This window comes from Nonomuraea lactucae, from assembly GCF_003313395.1.
GTDB classification, from domain to species: domain Bacteria; phylum Actinomycetota; class Actinomycetes; order Streptosporangiales; family Streptosporangiaceae; genus Nonomuraea; species Nonomuraea lactucae.
In genome coordinates this window covers 60,107-80,363 of sequence record NZ_QNFZ01000257.1, presented here as the reverse complement: position 1 = coordinate 80,363, position 20,257 = coordinate 60,107, and the positions used below count along the sequence as shown (strand labels likewise).

General features: G+C 67.5%; 16 protein-coding genes. 8 read left to right on the top strand and 8 right to left on the bottom strand.

Going from position 1 to position 20,257, the window contains the following annotated elements:
- The first annotated feature begins 351 nt into the window (after nt 1-351).
- On the top strand, nt 352-2,991 hold the full coding sequence (locus DQW85_RS16665; RefSeq protein WP_113701216.1) for a type 1 periplasmic-binding domain-containing protein: 2,640 nt from the start codon (nt 352-354) through the stop codon (nt 2,989-2,991).
- Between the two features lie 106 nt (nt 2,992-3,097).
- On the opposite strand, the gene trpA is transcribed toward DQW85_RS16665, so the two are convergent.
- Together trpA and trpB are read right to left on the bottom strand one after the other, a co-directional pair.
- Nucleotides 3,098-3,919 (bottom strand): tryptophan synthase subunit alpha, encoded by an 822-nt coding sequence (trpA, locus tag DQW85_RS16660; RefSeq protein WP_113701215.1) that lies wholly within the window; start codon nt 3,917-3,919, stop codon nt 3,098-3,100.
- Nucleotides 3,919-5,115: a tryptophan synthase subunit beta gene (trpB, locus tag DQW85_RS16655; protein ID WP_240197225.1), complete on the bottom strand. Its 1,197-nt coding sequence runs from the start codon at nt 5,113-5,115 to the stop codon at nt 3,919-3,921. The genes trpA and trpB overlap by 1 nt, the downstream gene beginning before the upstream one ends.
- A gap of 201 nt (nt 5,116-5,316) precedes the next feature.
- On the opposite strand from trpB, the gene DQW85_RS16650 reads away from it, so the two are divergent.
- Nucleotides 5,317-6,513, top strand: coding sequence for a benzoate/H(+) symporter BenE family transporter (locus tag DQW85_RS16650; RefSeq protein WP_205315176.1), 1,197 nt, complete (start codon nt 5,317-5,319; stop codon nt 6,511-6,513).
- 108 nt (nt 6,514-6,621) lie between these two features.
- Here DQW85_RS16650 and DQW85_RS16645 read toward each other — a convergent pair whose 3' ends face one another.
- From DQW85_RS16645 to DQW85_RS16620, 6 genes are all read right to left on the bottom strand, one after another.
- Nucleotides 6,622-6,981 carry a non-heme iron oxygenase ferredoxin subunit gene (locus DQW85_RS16645; protein WP_113701213.1) on the bottom strand — a complete coding sequence of 120 codons (360 nt, stop codon included), beginning with the start codon at nt 6,979-6,981 and terminating at the stop codon, nt 6,622-6,624.
- Between the two features lie 151 nt (nt 6,982-7,132).
- The gene (locus tag DQW85_RS16640) at nt 7,133-7,690 is read right to left on the bottom strand and encodes a GTP cyclohydrolase II (RefSeq protein WP_205315174.1); all 558 of its coding nucleotides are present in this window, start codon (nt 7,688-7,690) and stop codon (nt 7,133-7,135) included.
- 80 nt (nt 7,691-7,770) lie between these two features.
- Complete coding sequence (locus DQW85_RS16635; RefSeq protein WP_162795047.1) at nt 7,771-8,808, bottom strand: aminotransferase class IV; 1,038 nt, start codon at nt 8,806-8,808, stop codon at nt 7,771-7,773.
- Nucleotides 8,809-8,810: 2 nt separating this feature from the next.
- Nucleotides 8,811-10,295 (bottom strand): cytochrome P450, encoded by a 1,485-nt coding sequence (locus tag DQW85_RS16630; protein WP_113701210.1) that lies wholly within the window; start codon nt 10,293-10,295, stop codon nt 8,811-8,813.
- Between the two features lie 803 nt (nt 10,296-11,098).
- A complete protein-coding gene (locus tag DQW85_RS16625; RefSeq protein WP_205315173.1) occupies nt 11,099-11,905 on the bottom strand; it encodes a BtpA family protein in 807 nt (268 codons plus the stop codon).
- Between the two features lie 752 nt (nt 11,906-12,657).
- A complete protein-coding gene (locus DQW85_RS16620) occupies nt 12,658-13,641 on the bottom strand; it encodes an aldo/keto reductase (RefSeq protein ID WP_113701209.1) in 984 nt (327 codons plus the stop codon).
- Between the two features lie 102 nt (nt 13,642-13,743).
- Between DQW85_RS16620 and DQW85_RS16615 the strand changes: the two genes are divergently transcribed.
- The 6 genes from DQW85_RS16615 to DQW85_RS16590 all read left to right on the top strand — a co-directional run bounded on the left by DQW85_RS16615 (nt 13,744) and on the right by DQW85_RS16590 (nt 20,212).
- Nucleotides 13,744-14,160, top strand: a complete 417-nt coding sequence (locus tag DQW85_RS16615) for a MarR family winged helix-turn-helix transcriptional regulator (RefSeq protein WP_205315172.1) — start codon at nt 13,744-13,746, stop codon at nt 14,158-14,160.
- A 679-nt stretch (nt 14,161-14,839) separates the two neighbouring features.
- A complete protein-coding gene (locus DQW85_RS16610) occupies nt 14,840-15,949 on the top strand; it encodes a sugar ABC transporter substrate-binding protein (protein ID WP_162795046.1) in 1,110 nt (369 codons plus the stop codon).
- Entirely contained in the window at nt 15,949-17,487 is a 1,539-nt protein-coding gene (locus tag DQW85_RS16605; RefSeq protein ID WP_113701207.1) for a sugar ABC transporter ATP-binding protein, read from the top strand. The genes DQW85_RS16610 and DQW85_RS16605 overlap by 1 nt, the downstream gene beginning before the upstream one ends.
- 10 nt (nt 17,488-17,497) lie before the next feature.
- Entirely contained in the window at nt 17,498-18,556 is a 1,059-nt protein-coding gene (locus DQW85_RS16600) for an ABC transporter permease (protein WP_162795045.1), read from the top strand.
- Nucleotides 18,557-18,896: 340 nt separating this feature from the next.
- On the top strand, nt 18,897-19,337 hold the full coding sequence (locus tag DQW85_RS16595; protein WP_113701205.1) for a response regulator transcription factor: 441 nt from the start codon (nt 18,897-18,899) through the stop codon (nt 19,335-19,337).
- Nucleotides 19,334-20,212, top strand: a complete 879-nt coding sequence (locus DQW85_RS16590) for an SMP-30/gluconolactonase/LRE family protein (protein WP_113701204.1) — start codon at nt 19,334-19,336, stop codon at nt 20,210-20,212. Before DQW85_RS16595 ends, DQW85_RS16590 begins: the two co-directional genes overlap by 4 nt.
- The last annotated feature ends 45 nt before the right edge of the window (nt 20,213-20,257 follow it).

Here is a 20,257-nt window from a genome sequence, read left to right as displayed (position 1 = left end):
CGTCGGCCCGGGCGCGCGTGGCGGTGGCGGGGATGATCGTGGCGGCGAGGGCGGCGCCGGCGCCGGCTAAGACGGCCCGGCGGGACGGTGTGAGCGGTGGGGACGGTGGTGACGCCGGCCCGGCGGCAGGGAGCGGCGCGTCGGGGGAGGCCGGGGCAGGGGGCATGGCGACTTTCCTCCTGGATGCGGTCGTACAGATCGCGATGATCCTCGATCATGACCTTACGTGGCCGCGTCAGAGGACCGGACGCCGACTGTGCGGGCCCTCGGTCTCCCGCCTTGCCGTTTCAATCTCGCCGATCCTGAGACATGATGAACCACTTCTGCTGATCATTGGTTCACCGAATCGGGGTGGGCACCGGCTGGAGGGCCATCCAGGTGGCCGATCTGCGCAGCGTCATCGAGATGTTGATTGGCCGGCACAGGTTCTGGCGGGCGGATCCGCCGCTGCCGACCGTGCTGGTGACCGGCCGGCAGGCGCTCGCCGCGGTCGACATGCTCGCCAAGCCGTTCGAGGACGCCGTGCCCTATGCCCGCGTCACGGACGGCGAGCACACGTCGGTCCTGGGCCTGGTGAAGTCGCTGGCGGGTGAAGACGGCCGGCTGGGCAAGCCGGTGGGCGGGTCGCTCCTGCCGCCGCCGCGCTTCCCGCTCGCCCAGTTCGTGCTGTGGGCGAGGGAGAGGCCGAAGGGCGCCGCGCCGCCCAACCCGCAGTCGCACACGGACTACCAGGCGTTCAAGAAGCGTCTCAAGGAATGGCGGAGGGGCAAACGCGGCGGCGACCAAGGCGTCAAGACCTCGGCCGACTTCCTGACACGGGCCGCCACGACCTGGGTGCCGGTCGGCACCCTGGCCGTCTGGTGGGCCGGTGGCGCCTCCGACCTCGTCGGTGTCATTCCCTGGCTGCTCGGCGCCCTGGTGGCCCTGGCCGGCACCGCCGCGCAGGGCGTTCTGTCGATCCGGGGGTCGCTCTTCACCGGCTGGTTCGCCAAGAAACCGAAACTGAGGAGAAGGCCTTTCGAGCGGCTGCCGCAGTACGCGCTGCGCCTGGCGGCCGCAGGGGACGAGGAGATCGATGAGTTGCTGGTCCACGCGCTGATGCAGGACCTGCACGAGGCGTACAAGAAGTGGATCATTCCGTGGCCGAGCTGGGGCAGGGGCCAGTATTCCCTCCTGGTCCTCCAGGTCACCGATCCCAGCGGGACCAACGCGCGGTTCCTGCGGCTGTTGGAGGAGATCACCAAGAAGACCGGGTTGTTCGCCCCGATGGTCGTGCTGGCGGCCGTGCCGGATGGCCCGCCCGCGCACGGCGCGGCGACGCCGGAGGACCTCCGCAATCTCGAGCAGGCGGTCCGGCAGTGGCAGAACACGGCCCGGTTGGGCGTCCCCGACCTGCGGCTGAACATCGAGGCCACCGCCCTGCCCGCGAACCCGCCTGACGATCCGGCGTCGCCGCACCGTGCGCGGGCCATGGGCTACTGGGCGGCGATGGCTCTGCTCCTGGTCGTCCCGCTCGCGCTGGTCTACTGGATCCAGCGCGACAGGGACGGGCACTGCGGTGGCCTGCCGTGGGCCGAGCGGATCGGCGGCGAGTGCGTCGGCATCGTCAATGCCACCCGGGCCACGCCCGATGACCTGTTCGACGGTGACGTGAAGGGGCTGATCAAGAAGATCGACGCGAACAACGTCTATGCCACGGACTCCGGACGGTACGTCAGCCTGGTCCTGTTCGGCGAGTTCTCGATCAGGAAGACCGCGCCGGACGACACCAGGCTCGCGGCAGCGGTCTCCGAGCTCATGGCGCTCGAGGAGTACCAGCGGACGGTCTCGAGCACTCCCCGGTTACGTGTGCTGATCGCGAACGCGGGCGACAACTTCGGCCAGGGGCGCAGGACGGCACAGCTCATCACCGAGATGGCGGAGCAGGACCCGCACGTGATGGGCGTCGTGGGCCTGCCGCGCAGCGTGACGGGCGTCAGCGACGCGATCGCGGAACTGCACCTGGCGAAGATCCCGATGGTGGCGAGCACGGCGACCGCGGACGGGCTCGGCTACATCAAGAACCCGGCCAAGACCGGCGATCCTGGCGACCCATCCCCCTACTACTTCCAGGTGGGTCCGACGAACTTCCGCCAGGCGACATTGGGCGCCCGGTTCGCCCGGCGGACCCTCCTGCCGGCCTTGGACGGACCGTCCGCGGCCATCGTCGAGGACCAGTCGCCCGCCGACGAGTACACCAACAACCTGGCGGACGACTTCGAGAAGGCGCTGGAGAAGGAGCATGTCAAGGTCACGGGCCGGATTCCGTACACCGTCGACGAGGGCGGGATCTCCACGGCCGCGGAGAAGGCGTGCAAGCTCGAGCCGGACGTCCTGGTCTACGCGGGACGCGCGTCCGAGTTCCGTCCGTTCCTCACGGCGATCGAGGGCCAGGCCTGCGGTGAGGTGAAGGTGATCGCGGGCGACGACGTCGTCAAGGTGGTGAGCGACCACGGCGACGAGATCGCGAACATGAAGCAGGTCGAGGTCTACCACATGGCGTTGGGGCACCGGGCGTTGTGGCAGCGTGCCAAGGCCACCGCGTTCGTCGGCAAGCTGCTGAACGGCGCCCACCCCAAGGCCTCCGACGACAACCTCATCCTCACCTACGACGCGGCCGACGTGGTCTACCGGGCGGCCAACGCCGCCTACCGGGCCGCCAGCGCCGCAGGAGGGCAGGAGGACGAGCGGCTGCCCAGCCGGGGCGACATCCTCTACAGGCTGGCCCGCACGTCAGGGGACACCTCGTGGGCGGGATCCAGCGGTGTGGTGAACTTCAGCGCCGCAGACCAGCACACTCCCACCGACAAGGCGATCGCCATCATGAGAGTGGAGCAGGCGCAGTGGGGTCACGCGCGTCCCGTCGTGCGCTGCGGCCGGCTGGACACCAACGAGCCTCCCGTGAAGGACGCCCTGTGCACCGGCCTGCCTGACAGCGCAGCCGGCCGCTGACTGACCGACAGGAGAGGTCCTCGGTGGCGGCTGGATCCGACGGGTACGTCGGCCGGCCGTCATGCCGCCCGCTCGGGGCGCTGGGGATCACTTGAGAGCCTGGGCATCACCGCGGTGCGGCGCGCTCAATGCCGGCGCCTGAGCGCAGGTTGGTGACCAGCCCGGTCGACGCCGCAGTGAGTGCGGCCGGGTCGTCGAGGTGCTCGGCGACCAGCTTCGCGAACGCGGACCCGACCACGACGCCGTCCGCCCCTGCGGCGATCGCGTTGCGGACGTGCTCGGCTCGGGAGATGCCGAAGCCGAGGACGGTGGGCGGGGCGCCGTACTTCTTCAGCGTCGCGATCACTGACTTCAGCGGCGACTGGGCCTCACGGTCGGTGCCGGTGACGCCGGCGCGGGACACCAGGTAGACGAACCCCTGCGACTGCTCGGCGATCGCCTTGAGCTCGGGCTCCTGCGCGTTCGGCGGGGCGATGAGCACCATCTCGATGTCGTGAGCCGCCGCCCTGTCGCTGAAGATCTCGACCTCGTGCACCGGCACGTCCGCGACCAGCACCGAGTCCACGCCTGCCGCAGCGCACGCGGCGTAGAACGCCTCCGGGGAGGGGATGTAGACCAGGTTCGCATAGGTCATCAGCCCGATTGGCAGATCGGGGTAGCGCTCACGCACCTGTTTGATCAGCGCGACCGCGTGATTCTTGTCCACCTTGCCGAGCACCCGGGAGTAGGCGCCCTGGTTGACCGGCCCGTCTGCAGACGGGTCCGAGAACGCGATCGACAGCTCCAGCGCCGCCGCCCCCGCCGACACGAGTGCGTCGACGGTGTCCAGCCACGTCTCCGGAGTCGGGTCACCGACGACCGACCACGCGATCACCGGCGCACTGCGCTCCGCCCTGGCCGACTCGAACATCGCGGCGTAGCGGCTCATCAGAGCTCCCCCCTCTGCCGGAGATACGACGTCACGGTGGCGAGATCCTTGTCGCCTCGACCTGAGAGGTTGACCACGACCACCTGCTCCCTATCGGGCTCGGCACGGATCTCCTTGAGCGCGAACGTCAGCGCGTGCGAGCTCTCCAGCGCCGGGATGATGCCCTCGCCCTTGGTCAGCTCCACGAACGCGCCGACCGCCTCGTCGTCGGTGGCCGCCTCGCAGCGCACCCTGCCCGAGTCGACGAGGTAGGACAGCTCAGGGCCGACCGATGGGAAGTCCAGACCGGCCGAGATCGAGTGCGACTCGAAGATCTGCCCATCGGGGTCGGACAACAGCTTCGAGCGCATGCCGAAGAAGACACCCGCCTCGCCCTTCCCGATGGACGCGCCGTGCTTGTCAGTGTCGACCCCGAGCCCACCGGGCTCGACCGCCACCAGTTCCACAGACTCATCCGGCACGAACGCGGTGAACACGCCGATCGCGTTGGAGCCGCCACCGACACAGGCGACCACCCGGTCGGGCAGGCGGCCCTCGCGCTCGAGGATCTGCGCCCGGGCCTCATCGCCGATCACCCGCTGGAACTCCCGCACGATGGTGGGGAACGGGTGCGGCCCGGCCGCGGTGCCGAGCACGTAGTGACTGTCCTCGTACGACCCCGACCAGTCGCGCAGCGCCTCGTTGCACGCATCCTTCAACGTGCGCGACCCCGAGTCGACCGGGATCACCTCGGCACCGAGCAACCGCATCCGCTCCACATTGGGCCTCTGCCGCTCGGTATCGATGCGGCCCATGTAGATTCGGCACCTCAGCCCGAACAGCGCCGCCGCGATCGCGGACGCCACGCCGTGCTGTCCGGCGCCGGTCTCGACAATGATCGAGGACTTGCCCATCCGCTTGGTGAGCAGCGCCTGGCCGATCACCTGGTTGGTCTTGTGCGCGCCGCCGTGCAGCAGGTCCTCCCGCTTGAGGTACAGCCGGGTCCTGGTGCCCTCGGTCAGATTACGCACCCGGGTCAGCGACGTCGGCCGCCCGGCGTACTCCTTCAGGAGAGAGAGGTACTCCTGCCTGAATGTCTCATCGGACCACGCCTCGACGAAACATTTCTCCAGTTGGCGGAGGGGCTCGACGAGGATCTGCGGTACGAACTGGCCGCCATATTCCCCGAAGTAGGGGCCGGTGATATGTGAAGACACCACGTCAGACTATTACAGAAGTGAGAAGACTGGCCACGGCGAGGAGCACGGCAAGTGCGCCGAGCGGAAGGCCGCGTGCCCTGCGGATACGTTTTCCGACCATGCCCGTCAATCCCTTCACGTCTCTGACACCAGCAAACAGGGTCCCCTAATGCGGATTTATCAGTTAGTGTTCCGCAGGTGGAACGAGGACAGCCTGTCGTGGCCGGGGTCGCGATTGCTTTTATCGGCTATACAAGCACTTTCGCGGTAGTCCTGGCGGGCTTGCGCGCGGTTGGCGCCAGCCCGGCCGAAGCAACCTCGGGCCTGGTCGCGCTCTGCGCCTCGCTTGGGCTCGGTACCCTGTGGTTGAGCCGGCGCTGTCGCATGCCGATCACCCTTGCCTGGTCGACGCCAGGTGCTGCCGTGCTGGCGAGCGCGGGCCACGTGGCCGGCGGATGGCAGGCAGCAGTGGGCGCGTTCCTGGTTGCAGGCGGCCTGGTGGCCCTTACCGGCTTCTGGCCACGTCTCGGCGCCTTGGTAGCGGCGATCCCGGCGTCGATCGCGCAGGCGATGCTCGCCGGTGTCCTTCTTGAACTTTGCTTGGTCCCCGTGAAGGCACTCACCTCGCACCCCTGGGAGGTCGCCCCGATCCTCTTTACCTGGCTGATTACTGTCGTGACCGCTCCGCGGTGGGCGATCCCAGCCGCTTTCGGAGCGACTGTGATTGTCGTCGGCTTCCTCGCCGTTCGTAGTGGTGGCCTGAACGGGCCCTGGTTGCCGCAACTCACCCTGACGGCACCCCAACTGACCTGGCCTGCAATCGCCGGTATCGCCCTCCCGCTGTATGTCGTGACGATGGCCGCACAAAATGTGCCCGGCGTCGCGATCATGAGTTCCTTCGGCTACCAAGTTCCATGGCGCGCGGCCATGGGGGTCACCGGTCTCGGCAGTGTCCTCGCCGCACCGTTCGGCGGGCACGCCGTCAACCTTGCCGCGATCAGTGCGGCCCTGCCGGCGTCGCCGCAGGCCCACGCGGACCCCGGACGGCGGTGGATGGCATCCCAGGCCTTCGGCGTCACCTATCTGGGAATCGCCGCAGGGACCACGGCACTCACCAGCTTTCTCGCCGTTGCTCCACCGGAAGTCGTCGGTACCGTGGCCGGTCTCGGTCTCCTCGGGACGCTGAGCTATGCGCTGACCGCTGCGATCGCCGGATCCGGCGGCGCCCTCTCGCCAGCGGAACGAACGGCAGCGACTGTCACCTTCGTGGTCGCCGCGTCAGGCACTACTCTGGCGGGGGTCAGCTCGGCCTTCTGGGCGCTGCTCGCCGGCCTCATGGTATGTCTCGCATTCACAGCACCACCGTGGAGCTCTGAAGCGACGCCCGCCGCGGATGAATCAGTCGAATCAGCCTGACCTCCGACCAGATCTGGCACACCGCGAGGAACACCGACGGAAGCAGTGGACGATGCGGGACAACGTGATGATCGAGACCCGGCCGCTGTCGTGGACGGTGTCCAGCCGCTACGAACGATGCCTGACACCCGGAGGCAGGTTCGGGGCTTCCTTCGACAGCGTCACCCAGACCTCACCGTTGACGACCTCGGCCGTGTGCACCCGCACGGGCAGCTCCGCGGGCGGAGCGTCCACCGCTCCGGTGCGCAGATCGAACCGGGACATGTGCAACGGGCACTCGACGATGCAGTCATCGACCCACCCGTCCGACAACGCCGCGTCCTGATGGGTGCAGGTGTCGTCGAGCACGTGTACCGCGCCGTCCTCGGTGAGGAAGATCGCAAGGGGCGGTGACACGGACGTGACCCGGTAGCCCTTGTGCGTGGACAAGTCCGACATCTCACAGACTTTGATCAGATCAGCGGCCATGCTCTCTCTCCTGACGACTCCTGTCACCGAGACCAGCGCACGCTGCGCTCCCGGGCCGAACCAGGGCATCCTCCCCGCCGCCCCGACTCACGCGCACGGCCGCCTCCGACAGCCCGGTCGCGCGGCACCGGGACATCGACGCCGAGTCACCTTAGAGCTCGATCGAGTGGTTCTGGTACTGGACCTTGTCTCGATACGTCTTGTGCAGATGAGGATTCTCCGGGACGACAGCCAGATTCACCGTGCCACAGACCGCGATGCCGCACTCGCTCAACCCGCTGGCCTTCTCGGGGTTGTTGGACATCAGCGTGATGGAGCCCAGGTTGAAGTACTTCAGAATGGCCGCCGCCCGATCGAACGACCGTGCGTCCCGCTTGAATCCCAGCTGTGCGTAAGCCTCGGTCTGCGCAACTCCCTCGGCTCTGAGATTGGCTGTCAGCAGCTCGGCCATGCGGCCGTTGCCCTTCCCGTCTTGGTCCAGCCAGATGATGATGCCGGTACCGTCCTGCTCGACCTTCTGCTGCGCCATGGCCATCTGTTCTCGGCAATCACATTCAATGCCGTTGAAGACATGCGCGGTTGTGCAGTGCGAATGTACCCTGCAGAGCACTCCTTCTTTCCCCGAAACCTCTCCCTTGACGATGGCGATCGATTCGCTCTGGCCGTCGTAGAACAAGTACTCGGTGAAATCGCCGAACCGCGTGTGCATCGGCCCCTGCGCCAAAAGAACTATCACTTCGATCCAATCCGTTTCGGGAACGTACGATCGGAGCCGGCACTCTGACCGGCTCAGCTCGGACGGCTCACATCGCCGCGATGAGAACGCGACATGATCGCCGAATATGAGCCATCTGCTTCTGTGAACCGCTCCGTCACCAAGGAGTACTGCTCCTCCACGCGGCTCCACGTGCTCGGCACCTTCCCCTCGAGCACGTGGTCGCCGGAGCCCAGTCGCAAGCGCGCCACCTTATGGATACCGAGCGCGGTGGATGTCGTGAACATGCTCAGCCCCTCCTCCCGTGCGAGCGCGTCGGACACCTCCGAAATCCGGATGTCCCGTTCGACCACCCGTTCCCCCATCCCGGCCAGCAGGTCCAGGACAGTCCTGCGGGTGACGCCGGGCAGGATCGAGCCGAGCTTCGGAGTGACGATCTGACCGTCGAGACACAAGAAGACGTTCATGGTCGTACATTCCTGAAGGTGGCCGTCGCCGTTGAGCCACAGGATCGTGTCGCATCCCGCCTTGCGCGCGTTCTGCATCGCCAGTGCGGCGCTCGTGTAGTTACCGGCGGTTTTGACGGCTGCGAACATCGGAACCGTTCGCGGCATGCTCTCCTCGACGAGAACACTCATGCTCTCCAGGACGGGGTCGAACCTCTTCACGAGGACCACGAAGACGTACTTGTGGCTCTGCCGCGGCATGACATCGCCGCCCGCCGCGAACACGACGGGCCTGACATACAGGCGCGTCGCCCTACCGTTCCAGTTGGCTCGCACTGCTTGTTCGATGGCCTCGATGAACACGTCGTACGCCGGGCAGGGCAGCGCAAGCGCCGCACACGAGGCCCTCAATCTCTCGTGGTGGTCGTGCGCTCTGAAGACGAGGAAGGTCGGATCCGCGATGTAGGCGCGCATCCCTTCGAAGACCGAGAACCCGAACTGGATCGCGTCCGCGCTGAACTCGGCCAGGCTCCCCACCTCGTTCGCCGTCAGCCTGGGCTGCTCGTAGCCGGTGCCGTCGCCGACGCATCGGGACACCGCGACTGAGGGCAGCCACGGGTGCCCGGTCTCCCACGTCATGCCGACCTCCTCGTTCTGAAGCGCCACGGCTAGGAGGACAGGACGGGGCAGGAGCGTGCGGTCGCGAAGCCCTGTGCCGCACCGGGACCGATCACGACCATGAGCTGGGACTGTGAGAGGTTGTTGAAGTGGATGTCCTTGTCCGCGGTGTTGGTGATCCGGGCGCCCGGGTGAGCGGTGATGAACTGACTGACGAAGTTCTTCGCCATGACCATGCCGAGATTGCGACCAGGACAGCTGCGTCGCCCCTTGCCGAAGGGCATCACGTAAGGCTCGGCGCCCTTCTCCGTCAGCAAGAACCGCTCGGGTTGGAAGGCGTCTCCGTACTGAGCGTGAAGCGCGTGGATGTTGGGCATCACGCGGGTACCCTTCTTCAGCAGGTACTTCCGCCCCTCGACGTCCATGTCGAGGTCATCGATGACCTTATTGTTGATGACGGATCCAGGGGGGCTGAGGCGAAGTGTTTCGCTGACACACGCCTCGACCAACTCATCCTTCCGCTCGCCACCGCTGGACGCGATTGCCTCGCGCCACTTCACGTTCTCCGGGAGGAGGACGTACCACAAGGTGGCGAGGATGGTGTTCTGGACCGTGTCCAGACCGGCGATGGAGGCCGTCAGAAGGTCGTCACGCGTGATCTCGATCGGGATACCGAGCTTCCCATTGCCCGTGGCGACCTGCTCCCACACCGTCCCAGCCCCGGGGGTTCCCTGCAACACGTTCGCCAGATGCTCCTGCAGCTGTTTGATGTTGTACTGCAGACGCCTCGCTTCCTGGGTGATCGGCCAGGTCGCCATCGGGAAGTAGACTCGGTTCCAGAATCGGTTGGAGTAGAACCGCAGGCGCGTGAACGTCTCGTTCAACGCGAACATGAAGGGCACCTTCGATAAGCCGCCGTCGCGATCCTTGTAGGACACCGCCAGCCTCATCGCGTCCTGTCCCCAGACGAACTCTCCCATGACATCGCGGGTATAGTCACCCGCGATGCGCTTCAGATCGAGCGGAGCGTCCTCGTCGAACTCGCCGCACAACTCGGCTGCTCGCCGGTTGGAGACCTCGGAGATCCGTTCTTGGTCGAAGCCCTTTCCGAGGTTGCGCTTCCGGTCACCGAAGTGCTCTGTGGTGATCTTCTGGAAGGTCATTGCCGACGGCGACAGCTGCCCGAAAGAATATAATGCGGGCGTGTCCCGATCGATGTACTTTCCGGTGATCGCCGGGCTGACCAGGATCTCGGTCGTCTGCCTGTTCACCGCATACAGCTGGATGTCGAACCCGCGAATACTGCCGACGAAGTCCGTGGCCGGCTGGTCCAGGTACAGGTAGTCCCGCGTCTTGTTCCGATCAATGAGTCCGGACACATCCGTTTCGGAACCGATGAACGGGTAGGTCCTACTGAAAGTGACGCCCTGCTTCTCGTAGTACCTGCGGTCGAGAACCGTTCGCGCCACCCTCGCGGCGAATGCGAGAGAGGCGACGCCGGCAGCTGCCGTCGAGACGTACAGGAATGGCCTCATGATCTGCTCCTCAACACTTCAAGGCATCCCCGGCGAACCGGCTCGCCCCCGTCAGCGGCTCGGGCGGTCCCACGTAGTGGGGGGAGCAGCTTCCTTGAGCTCGGTGCTGAAGGTCGAGCCATCTTTAGCCCTGTTGTACTCAGCCGCGAAAGTGGCTCGCACGATCCCCCCTTCCAGGTCGTCTCCAGTACGAACGCCGGCCCATGGCTTCCGCGACGACACGGTTCATATAAGACGACCCGGTTCATATAAGACGACCCGGTCAATATAGGAGGCCCGCAACAACTTTCGCAACCTGCCGAGTCACTCGATACGGGAGTGGGATGCTATGAGGATTTCCGGACAGCACCCACACTACGATGGGGATGTCCGGAAGGTGTTTATCCAGCTCGCCGGAGAAGAAGTGGCGCGTACCGGAAAGAGCACGCAGGGCAACTAAACCCCGAAGAAGTTCGCCGCCCCCCTTCGCCGACACGCCCTACGTCAATCGGTCGACCGGACCGGAACCTGTTTCCATAGCTCACTCGCCGAGTCGTTCTTCGCCACCTTGTAGAACACCGCGAACGCGCCCGTCATGACGTCATCAGATACATCGAATTCTGGTACGACCACCGAAGCCCGCACTCACCCTCGGTTACTGCAATCCTCGCCAGGCCTACGAGGACGGACCACCTCAAACGACAACAAGCGGCTTTGAACTGACCACAAACCAGCTGTCGGAAAGCTCAGGGCACCCCAGAGCTAAACGCAGGGCTGGAGGTACGAGACACAGCGCGGCCGGAGCCGAGTGGTTGCCCCGTCGGTCATCTCGATCCGTCCTGGGACGCGGCTTCCTCGGCCTGTCTCTCCAGAACGTCCCGCGCGGCACACAGCCGCTCGCACACGTCCCGGTCAATGTGGCCACGCCAGACGCCACCGGATTTGATCGAGCTGCCGACGATAGCGCCGTCGGTGTGCGGAACGATGTCGGCCAGGTTGTCGATCCGCACGCCGGATCCGGCTACCAGAGGCAGGCCCGTGGCCGCACGAATCGTCTGCAGATGGGCCGTCGTGGGCGCATCACCGAGCCGGGTGCCGGTGACGATGAGGGCATCAGCGTCGAACCACGCGGCGTCCCTCGCCTGGTCGGTCAGTGAGCGGTCCGCCGTGATCGCGTGTGCCCCGAGCTTGACCTGGACGTCGGCCCACACCGTGACGTGGTCGGCGCCGATCGCGTGCCGGTAGCGCGTCATCATGCCGGCGCGCCCCTCGACGAGGCCCTCGTTCGCCACGTAGGCGTTGACCCACTGGTTGGAGCGCACGAACTGGGCTCCCGCCGCCGCGGCGACGGCAAGCGACCTGTCAACGGCGTTCGCCAGGCAGTTGATTCCCAGCGGGACTCCCACGGTGCGAGCCACCTCGGCCGCGGCGACAGCCATCGCCGCCGGAGTCTCAGGGCCGATGTCATCGGGCTTGAGAAAGGGGATGTCCCAGCCGTTCTCGACGATCAGCCCGTCGAAGCCGGCATCGACGAGAACTCGGGCCTCGTCCGTCGCTTGTCGGATCACCGCGTCCATCCCGCGCTTCGGGGTGAATCTTGGCGAACCGGGGAGCGGCAGCAGGTGGATCATGCCGATCAGGGCGAAGCGTCGCCCGAAGAGCCGCTCCAGATCTCCGCACTCGGGCACACCACCAGTACGGTCGGTCACTGTCCTGCTCAGGGCGGCCATGATCTCCATCGAGGTCTCGCAGGACAGTCCGGAGCCGATGAACGGTCCAGATACCCCGCACCGCGCGTCTAGCCAGGTGAGACCTGGGAAGACGAGATCACCATACCGAAGACGTGACTCCAGCGCTGAATATCACCGCGATAAAGCAACGCTACCCGGTCACCCCTTGAGGGCGAGCGCCGTCGGGCTGCCATCGGCCCCTACTTTCCGGCAGCCGCACCCTGCGGTGCTGCGACCTGCGAGCCTCCGGGATCGCCGGGTCGATCTGATCGCACGCCCGACGGCGGTCCCGGGCCGGTGTGCTCGCCCGCCGCTGGACCATCGTGTCGGATCAGGGATGACAACGCGCTCAAGTCGTTGCGGGTAGGCCCATAGAGATCGACATCGCCGGGAGAATCCCATCGATCATGGATGACGGCTACTCCGCAGGGTTGGAGTTGTCTCGGCGGGAGAAATGGAGAACGTTTGCATGAGCCGGAAGCCGGCGGCTTCATGGCCTCAGCCCGACGGCCTCGCCACGACAGCGGTTCTGGAACAGCGGGCGTTGCCGTGCGGTCTGCCGCTGATCGTGGATGAGCAGATGAGGCCGGTCGAGCCGTTTTCCGCCGTGTTCTGGCCCGGCCCGCATAGGGTCGCGGACGAAGAGACATGGCTTAACCGTTGAGGCGGGACATCAGTTGCTCGGGGTAGCGGTCACCGGCCGCCGCGCCCCGCGGGACCGCCGCGTCCAAGGCGATCAGGGTGTCGGCATCGAGATTCACGTCGGCGGCTGCGGCGTTCTGTTCCAGGTAGCTGATGCGCTTCGTGCCGGGAATCGGGATCACGTCCGGGCCCTGGTGCAGCAGCCACGCGAGCGCGAGCTGCGTGGGGGTGACGCCGACCTGCTCGGCCAGCGCCTTGACCCGCTCCGCCAGCGCGAGGTTCCGCGCCAGGTTGTCGCCTTGGAAGCGCGGGTCGACGCGGCGGTAGTCGTCCGGAGCGAGAGCATTGAGATCCGTCACCGTGCCGGTCAGGAAGCCGCGGCCGACCGGCGAGTACGGCACCACGGCGACGCCGAGCTCGCGTGCGGCGGGCAGCACCTCGGCCTCCAGCCCGCGCTCCCACAGCGAGTACTCGCTCTGCAGCGCGGCTATCGGATGCACGGCGTGGGCCCGCCGTAGCGTGTCGGCGCTGACCTCCGACAGCCCGATGTGCCGGATCTTCCCCTGGGCGACCAGGTCGGCGAGCGCCCCGACGGTGTCTTCGATCGGCACCTCCGGATCACGCCGGTGCAGGTAGTACACGTCGATGTGGTCGATTCCGAGCCGGGCCAAGGACGCGTCAACCGCCTGCCGGGCGTACTCCGGCGTCGAGTCCACCGTCGCGACGTTGCCCTGCCGCCGGGCGCCGAACTTGGTGGCCACGACGGCCTCGTCGCGGCGCCGGCCGGCCAGCGCGCGGCCCAGAAGCTGCTCGTTGTGGCCGCCGCCATAGACGTCCGCGGTGTCGAGGAAGTTCACGCCCAGATCGAGAGCGCGGTGGATCGTCGCGATGGACCGCTCATCGTCCGTGGCGCCGTAGAACTCGGACATGCCCATGAGGCCGAGCCCCAGGGCCGAGACTGACGGACCGCTCGTGCCGAGCGTGCGCTGCTTCATGCCGAACTCCTTGCTTGAAGGTGTCATCGAAAAGAACTTATACAGTAGAACTATCATAGTCAATGATAGTCATCGCTACCAATATCGCCTATGATGGTTGCCATGGCAACCCAGGACGCGCTCTCTGCCGAGGTGGTGGCCCTGTTCGGGCGCATCACAGACCGCTACATACGCGAGTACGAGGCGGCGGCCGCACAGCACGGGCTCACGCCGCAGCAGGCCAAGGCGCTGCTCGCCCTCGACGAGGCGCTGCCGATGCGGCGCGTCGCCGAACGCGTGGGTGCCGAACCGTCCAACATCACGGGCATCGTCGACCGGCTCCAGGCGCGTGGACTCGTCGAACGGCAGGCCGACCCCAGCGACCGGCGCATCAAGCTCATCGCCACGACCGACGCCGGGAAGTCCGTCGCCACGGAGCTGCGCAGCCACCTCCGGTTCGCCAGCGACCCGCTCGCCGCGCTCACCGAACCTCAGCGCCGCACCCTCCGCGACCTGCTCTACCTGATGACAGAGTCCTAGATGAGCAAGTCCTAAGTCGGGTTAGTGGTCATAGGCGGTCAGTGAGCGGCCCCACGCTCGCCGCAGCCGGCGAGGACGGGACGATCATCCTGGAGGACATCACGCGCGCCACCCTCGCCGCCACGGCACGTGGGTCAACGACGTCGCCTTGAGCTCAGACGGCCGCTCCCTGGCCGGCGCGGGCGGGCGCATTCAGCCCGGACGGGCGCGTCCTCGCCACCGCGAACGGCTCGGTCCCGCCCCCCTCGGGAGCGGCCGACAGCACAGTCACGCTGTGGACCGCCGCGCGGGAGCTCCCCGAGACTCGGCTGCGGATGTGCTGCGGCGTGGGCGTGTCCGGTGCGCCCGCCTCGGTGGTGGCTGCTTCCCGATGCGACCAATGTCGTAGTGCGTTCTGCCGGGTATTGCGGGTCCTTTGACCGAAACAGCCGTTTCAGGCGCGTCGAGTGGACGATGCCGTGGCTCGCCGGTGCAGCCAAGCTGACCGTACACCCCGTCGGCAGGGACGACGACGCGGCCGGCGGCTCCGGACGGCTTGCTTGGAGCATCGGCGGCTGTTCCCGCCGCGGACCGTAGCCACCGGCGAGAAGAGGCACTCATGTCCATCTCCAGCAATGCTCGTATGCCCCGAGTGTCAAGAGTCTTCCCGCGCCCCTGGAAGACTCGGACCCTGGCGGCTATGGCTGTCGCGATCTGTCTGACAGGGGCGAGCTGTGCAGCCACGGACGGCGATGGCACCAGCGGCTCCCAGGCATCGAAGGGCGATGCGAATCTGGCGGCGGCGAAAGAGGTCGTCGAGACCTACTCCAAGCCCACGTCCTTCCCCGTCGATCAGCCGCTGAGCCGAGGTCTGGCGGCCGGGCAGCGCATCTCCTTCATGCAGTGCGCCTCCCCGTTCTGCGCCCTGCTGGCCCAGCTCTACGGCATGGGGACCGAGACCATGGGCATAGCGCCGGTCGACACCGTCAAGGGCGGCCACTCGGCCGACGGTGTACAGACCGCCCTGTCCTCGATCACCGCCGACGGCCCGGCAGCGCTGCTGCTTCCCGCGGTCAACCTCGGCTCGGTCGGCGCGAGTATCAAGAAGGTCAAGCAAGCGGGCATCCCCATCGTCGGGGCAGGCGTGATGGGAGGCCCGGAGCAGGGCATCGACGCGCCCATCAACGGTCCGATCAACTACGAGCGGCAGGGCACGATCCTCGCCGACTGGGCGATCGTCACCGGAGGCGGCGACGCCAACATCGTCTGGTACGGCAATCCGGAACTCGACTTCACGAAGGTCTCGACGCAGGCGTTCACGGAAGAGTTGAAGAAGAACTGCCCGGGATGCACGGTGCGCTACGTCGACATTCCCCTGTCGGCGATCGGCACCACCGCGCCCAGCCGAGTGGTGAGCGATCTTCAGGCCCATCCGGACACCGACATCGCCCTCTTCAGCAGCCTGGAGACCGCTACCGGGCTGCCGCCCGCGCTGCGCAGCGCGGGCATCACCGAGATGAAGATCGCCGGCTCCGCACCTGTGCCGGCCAACCTGCAGGACATGAAGAATGGCGGCATCGACGCCGCGGTCGGCCTGGACGCGGGTGTTCTCGCCTTCACTCAGCTCGACGCGGCCGTGCGCCTGGCCACCGACCAGCCCCTCACCGACGCGCAGAAGGCCGGTGAGGTGCCCCTGCAGCTGATCACCAAGGAAGACCTTCCCGCCGACGTGAGCAAGGGCTTCTCGGCGTACCCGGACTTCGTGCAGCGCTTCTCCCAGCTCTGGGCCAAGGCGAGAACGGCCGGCTGATGGGTGACTCCGCTTCTCAGGTTCCCCGTACCGCCGACCTGCCCGGCGCCGCGGGTCCGCTGCTGCGTGTTCACGGGCTGTCGAAATCGTTCGCCGGGACCAAAGCCCTGGACGGCGTCGGCTTCGAGGTGAACGCCGGTGAGGTCGTGTCGGTCGTCGGACAGAACGGCTCGGGAAAGTCCACGCTGGTCAAGGTTCTGGCGGGCATCCATACGCCCGACCCGGGCGCCGTGATCGAGCACCGGGACATACGGTTCATCCACCAGGACCTCGGCCTGGTGCCCGGCCTGTCGACGATCGAGAACCTGGACATCGCCCGTCCGCTCGGGCTGCGGGGCTTCCGGCCGGCCAAGGCACGCGAGGAGCGCCAGGCCGCGGAACGGATGATCCGGCGGTTCGGCGGCGATTTCGACGTCACGGAGCCCATTGCCCGGATCACGGCGGCCGAGCGGACCATCGCGGCCATCGCCCGCGCGATGAGCGACTGGTCACCGACGGGCAACGTGCTGGTGCTCGACGAGCCGACGGCGGCACTCGGCGCGGCCGAGGCCGATCTGCTCTTCGACGCGGTGCGCAGGGTGGCCGCCGAAGGCGCGGCAGTCGTCTTCATCTCCCACCGCCTCGACGAGGTACTCGGGCTGTCCGACCGCGTCGTCGCCCTCCGGGACGGAAAGCTCGTGGCCGATGTCCCGGCGGGCGAGGTCGACCACGACAGGCTGGTGGCCCTGATCGCGGGAAGTGAGCTGGCCGAGTTCCGGATGGAACACGCCGACGAGCGGGGCCGCCGCGCGCTGCGGGCCCGTGGCCTGGTCACCGACGTCCTGCGCGGCGTGGACCTCGACATCCACGAGGGCGAGATCGTCGGAGTCTGCGGGCTGCTCGGCTCAGGGCGCGAGCACCTGGCGGCCACCCTCTTCGGCGCCATGGACCGGCACGCCGGTTCGGTGACCGTGGCCGAACGGGCCCTGAAAGCCGCCGACCCCGCCCACAGCATCCGGCACGGACTGGCCTACGTGCCCGCCGACCGGTTGCGGCAGGGCGCCGTCATGACCATGACGGCGATGGAGAATCTGACCCTTCCCTGGCTGCGTCCGCTGCGCAGCGCGTTCGGACGCCTGGACCGGGCCGCGGAACGGGGTGAGACGAGGGCCTGGACGGATCGCGTCGCGCTGCGTCCGCCGCAGCCGGACCGGCCGCTGCGCCTGTTCTCCGGTGGCAACCAGCAGAAGATCGTGATGGCCAAATGGCTGCGCATGGCGCCCGCGGTGCTGCTGCTGGACGAGCCCACCCAGGGCGTCGACATCGCCGCCAAGGCCGCGATTCACGAGCTGATCGCCGAAGCCCGGGCGGCGGGCACAGGTGTCCTCGTGTCCTCCACGGACACGGGGGAAATCCTTGATCTCTGCGACCGGGTCCTCATCCTCCGCGACGGCAGGGTGAGTGCCGAACTCGGTCGCCACGAGCTCAGCGAGGCCCGCCTGATCAGCGAAAGCCTCGGGCTTTCCACGACGTCCGCGCCCCGCCACCCACTTGATTGAGATGAGCCACATGACCTTGATCGATGACACCGAGACGCTCACCGAGCACCCGTACGAACGTGCGCGCCCGCGGCACCGGCTCCGTGAGGCACTGTCCTTCCGCAGCATCAGCGCCATCTACATCTTCGCCGCGCTGTTCCTGCTGTTCTCCCTCTGGGTGCCGAGCACCTTCCTCGACGGGGACACCTGGAAGGCCATGCTGGACGACCAGGCCATCACGGCACTGACCGCGGTCAGTCTGGTCATCCCGCTGTCCGCCGGTGTCTTCAACCTGGCGATCGGGTCCCAGGTCGCCGTCGGTTCGATCCTGTCGGCGTGGCTGCTGTCCCAGCACCTGCCGATTCCCGCCACCGTCACGCTCACGCTGGTCGCTGGCGCCGCCATCGGCCTGGCGACCGGACTGTTGATCGTGCGCGCCCGGATCGACTCGTTCATCGCGACCCTGGGCGTGTCCTCGATGCTGCTGGCGCTCACGACTTGGATCTCCGACGGCCAGCAGATCCTCGACCTCGGAGCCGCCTACCAGGAACTCGCCACGGGCCAGTTGTTCGGCATCACCTACCCCGTCTACTTCCTGGTGCTCGTGGCACTGGCCGTCTGGTACGTCCTGGAACGCACCCCTGCCGGCCGCCGGGTCTACGCCACCGGCGGGAACCTGGACGCCGCACGCCTGGCCGGCGTGCGCACCTCCACCACGATCGTGCTGTCGCTGATCGCCTGCGGGCTGATCGCCTCCGCCGCAGGCACCCTGGTCTCCTCCCGTCTGGCCACGGGGGACCCGAGCATCGGCCCCGGCTATCTGCTTCCCGCGTTCGCCGCGGCGTTCCTGGGATCGACGCAGTTCCGCGGCGGCCGCTACAACGTGTGGGGCACCGTCATCGCCGTCTACGTCCTGGCGACCGGGGTCAAGGGACTGCAACTGGCCGGGGCCCCGGTGTGGATTCCCGACCTCTTCAACGGTCTGGCGCTGTTGCTCGCCGTCGGGATGGCCGTACGGCGGGGCGATACGGGCCGTACCTCGGCGATCGCCCGTCTCCTGCGGCGCCGCCGGTCGTCACAGGAGGCATGACGCCGGCTACGGCCGACGAAAGGGAGGGCAGGGCCAGGAGCACGACTGTCAGGCAAGAAGCGGGCGAACGCCGGTGAACCGAGGAGGTCCGGCGGTCGGCCCGCTTCTTGCGCATGCCCAGGCTCGATCTCACCGGATTCAGCGAAGGTCTGCCCGTGCCGGGGCGGCCTCGCGGAAGCCGCCGAACCAGCCGCACCTCGCACGACAAATGTCCGACCGGCAGTGTCCCCAACAGCCGGACCACTTGCCGTCAGTAAGACGATCTCCCCGAGCCTGCCCCGGGCTTGACTGGAGCCGCCTTCTCCAGGAGGCGCCGAGCTGAAGAGTCCAGGGGGGAACTGTGAGGACTACCCGGATCTCCGACCGCAGTGTGACCACGCTGCTCGTCGTCGACGACGTCCGTGTCCGTGAGGCGATGAGGGACCTGTTGTCCGCGGCAGCCGGTTTCCGGCTGGTCGCGGTGGTCGCCGATCCTGCCGAGGCCGTGGAGCAGGCCGCCCGTCACGCACCGGACCTCGGCATCGTGGATCTGTGGTCCACCGCTGATGAGGTATCGAGAGGATTGACTGTGGTCACGGCCCTGTGCCAGTACGAGGTGGCGGTGCTGGCGCTGACCCCGAGGGAGCGGGTCGGCGCTCTGGCCCTGAAGGCGGGAGCCGCCGCCTTCGTCGACAAAGGGTGTGGACCTGACCAGGTCCTGGAGGCGGCCCGCAGCGTTGCCGGTGCCCGACGAGGCGTGCCGACGGCCCCGCGCGGCGAGATCCAGGCGGACCCGGCGTGAGCGCCACCCAGCCGGTCCCCGCGCCGGCCCCGCTCCGGCTCAGTGAACAGATCGTCTACCCCGAATCGCCCCGGTGGAGAGACGGCGTGCTGTGGTTCTCCGACGTGCACGACTATGCCGTCAAGCGCACGACCGCCGACGGCTCCGTGCACACGGTCGTCGGTGTTCCCGGCCGACCTGCCGGTCTGGGCTTCCTGCCCGACGGCCGTCTGCTGATCGCCAGCGCCCTCGACCGGTGTCTGTGGACATGGGACGGGGATGCGCTTGCTCTGGTTGCGGACCTGAGCCGTGTGGCCCGCGGTTTCCTCAACGACATGGTCGTCGACGGCACCGGGCGGGCGTTCGTCGGCGACACCGGTTTCAACCTCATGGCCGGTGAGGAGCCCCGGCCTGGTCAGGTGATTCTCGCTGTGGAGGATCCCCGGACGCGCGAATTCCGGACCCGGGTCGTGACCCGTGACGTGGTCTTTCCCAATGGGGCGGCTGTCTCCCCGGACGGCCACGTGTACTGGGTGGCTGAGACGGCGGCCCACCGAGTCTCCCGCTTCCGCGTCACCGCTGATGGCGATCTCGTGGAACGGTGCACCTTCGCCGAGCTGCCGGACATGCCCGACGGCCTCTGTCTCGATGAGACCGGCGCCCTGTGGGTCGCCCTGCTGCGGCGAGGTGAATTCCGGCGGATCGGCGCCGACGGGACCACGACGGACGTCGTGTCCGCGGACGGCCGACTCGCCGTGGCCTGCGCGCTCGGCGGGCACGACCGGCGCACGCTCTTCCTCTGTTCGGCCGATACCACCATGGCCGACCTCGCCCGCGGCGTGAGCAAGGGGCTGATCCACACCCTCACGGCGGCTTCCGGTGCCGGCTGGCCCTGACCGGCCCCCCAGGTTCCACGCACTGCGCATCCGACGCGCACACCA

Bases quoted from the DNA above. Each gene is read 5' to 3' on its own strand.
- DQW85_RS16600 (WP_162795045.1), top strand. From the start codon at position 17,498: ATGACCTTGATCGATGACACCGAGACGCTCACCGAGCACCCGTACGAA.
- DQW85_RS16625 (WP_205315173.1), bottom strand. From the start codon at position 11,905: ATGATCCACCTGCTGCCGCTCCCCGGTTCGCCAAGATTCACCCCGAAG.
- DQW85_RS16640 (WP_205315174.1), bottom strand. From the start codon at position 7,690: ATGCACACGCGGTTCGGCGATTTCACCGAGTACTTGTTCTACGACGGC.
- trpA (WP_113701215.1), bottom strand. From the start codon at position 3,919: ATGAGCCGCTACGCCGCGATGTTCGAGTCGGCCAGGGCGGAGCGCAGT.
- DQW85_RS16615 (WP_205315172.1), top strand. From the start codon at position 13,744: ATGGCAACCCAGGACGCGCTCTCTGCCGAGGTGGTGGCCCTGTTCGGG.
- DQW85_RS16630 (WP_113701210.1), bottom strand. From the start codon at position 10,295: ATGAGGCCATTCCTGTACGTCTCGACGGCAGCTGCCGGCGTCGCCTCT.
- DQW85_RS16645 (WP_113701213.1), bottom strand. From the start codon at position 6,981: ATGGCCGCTGATCTGATCAAAGTCTGTGAGATGTCGGACTTGTCCACG.
- DQW85_RS16605 (WP_113701207.1), top strand. From the start codon at position 15,949: ATGGGTGACTCCGCTTCTCAGGTTCCCCGTACCGCCGACCTGCCCGGC.
- DQW85_RS16620 (WP_113701209.1), bottom strand. From the start codon at position 13,641: ATGAAGCAGCGCACGCTCGGCACGAGCGGTCCGTCAGTCTCGGCCCTG.
- DQW85_RS16610 (WP_162795046.1), top strand. From the start codon at position 14,840: ATGGCTGTCGCGATCTGTCTGACAGGGGCGAGCTGTGCAGCCACGGAC.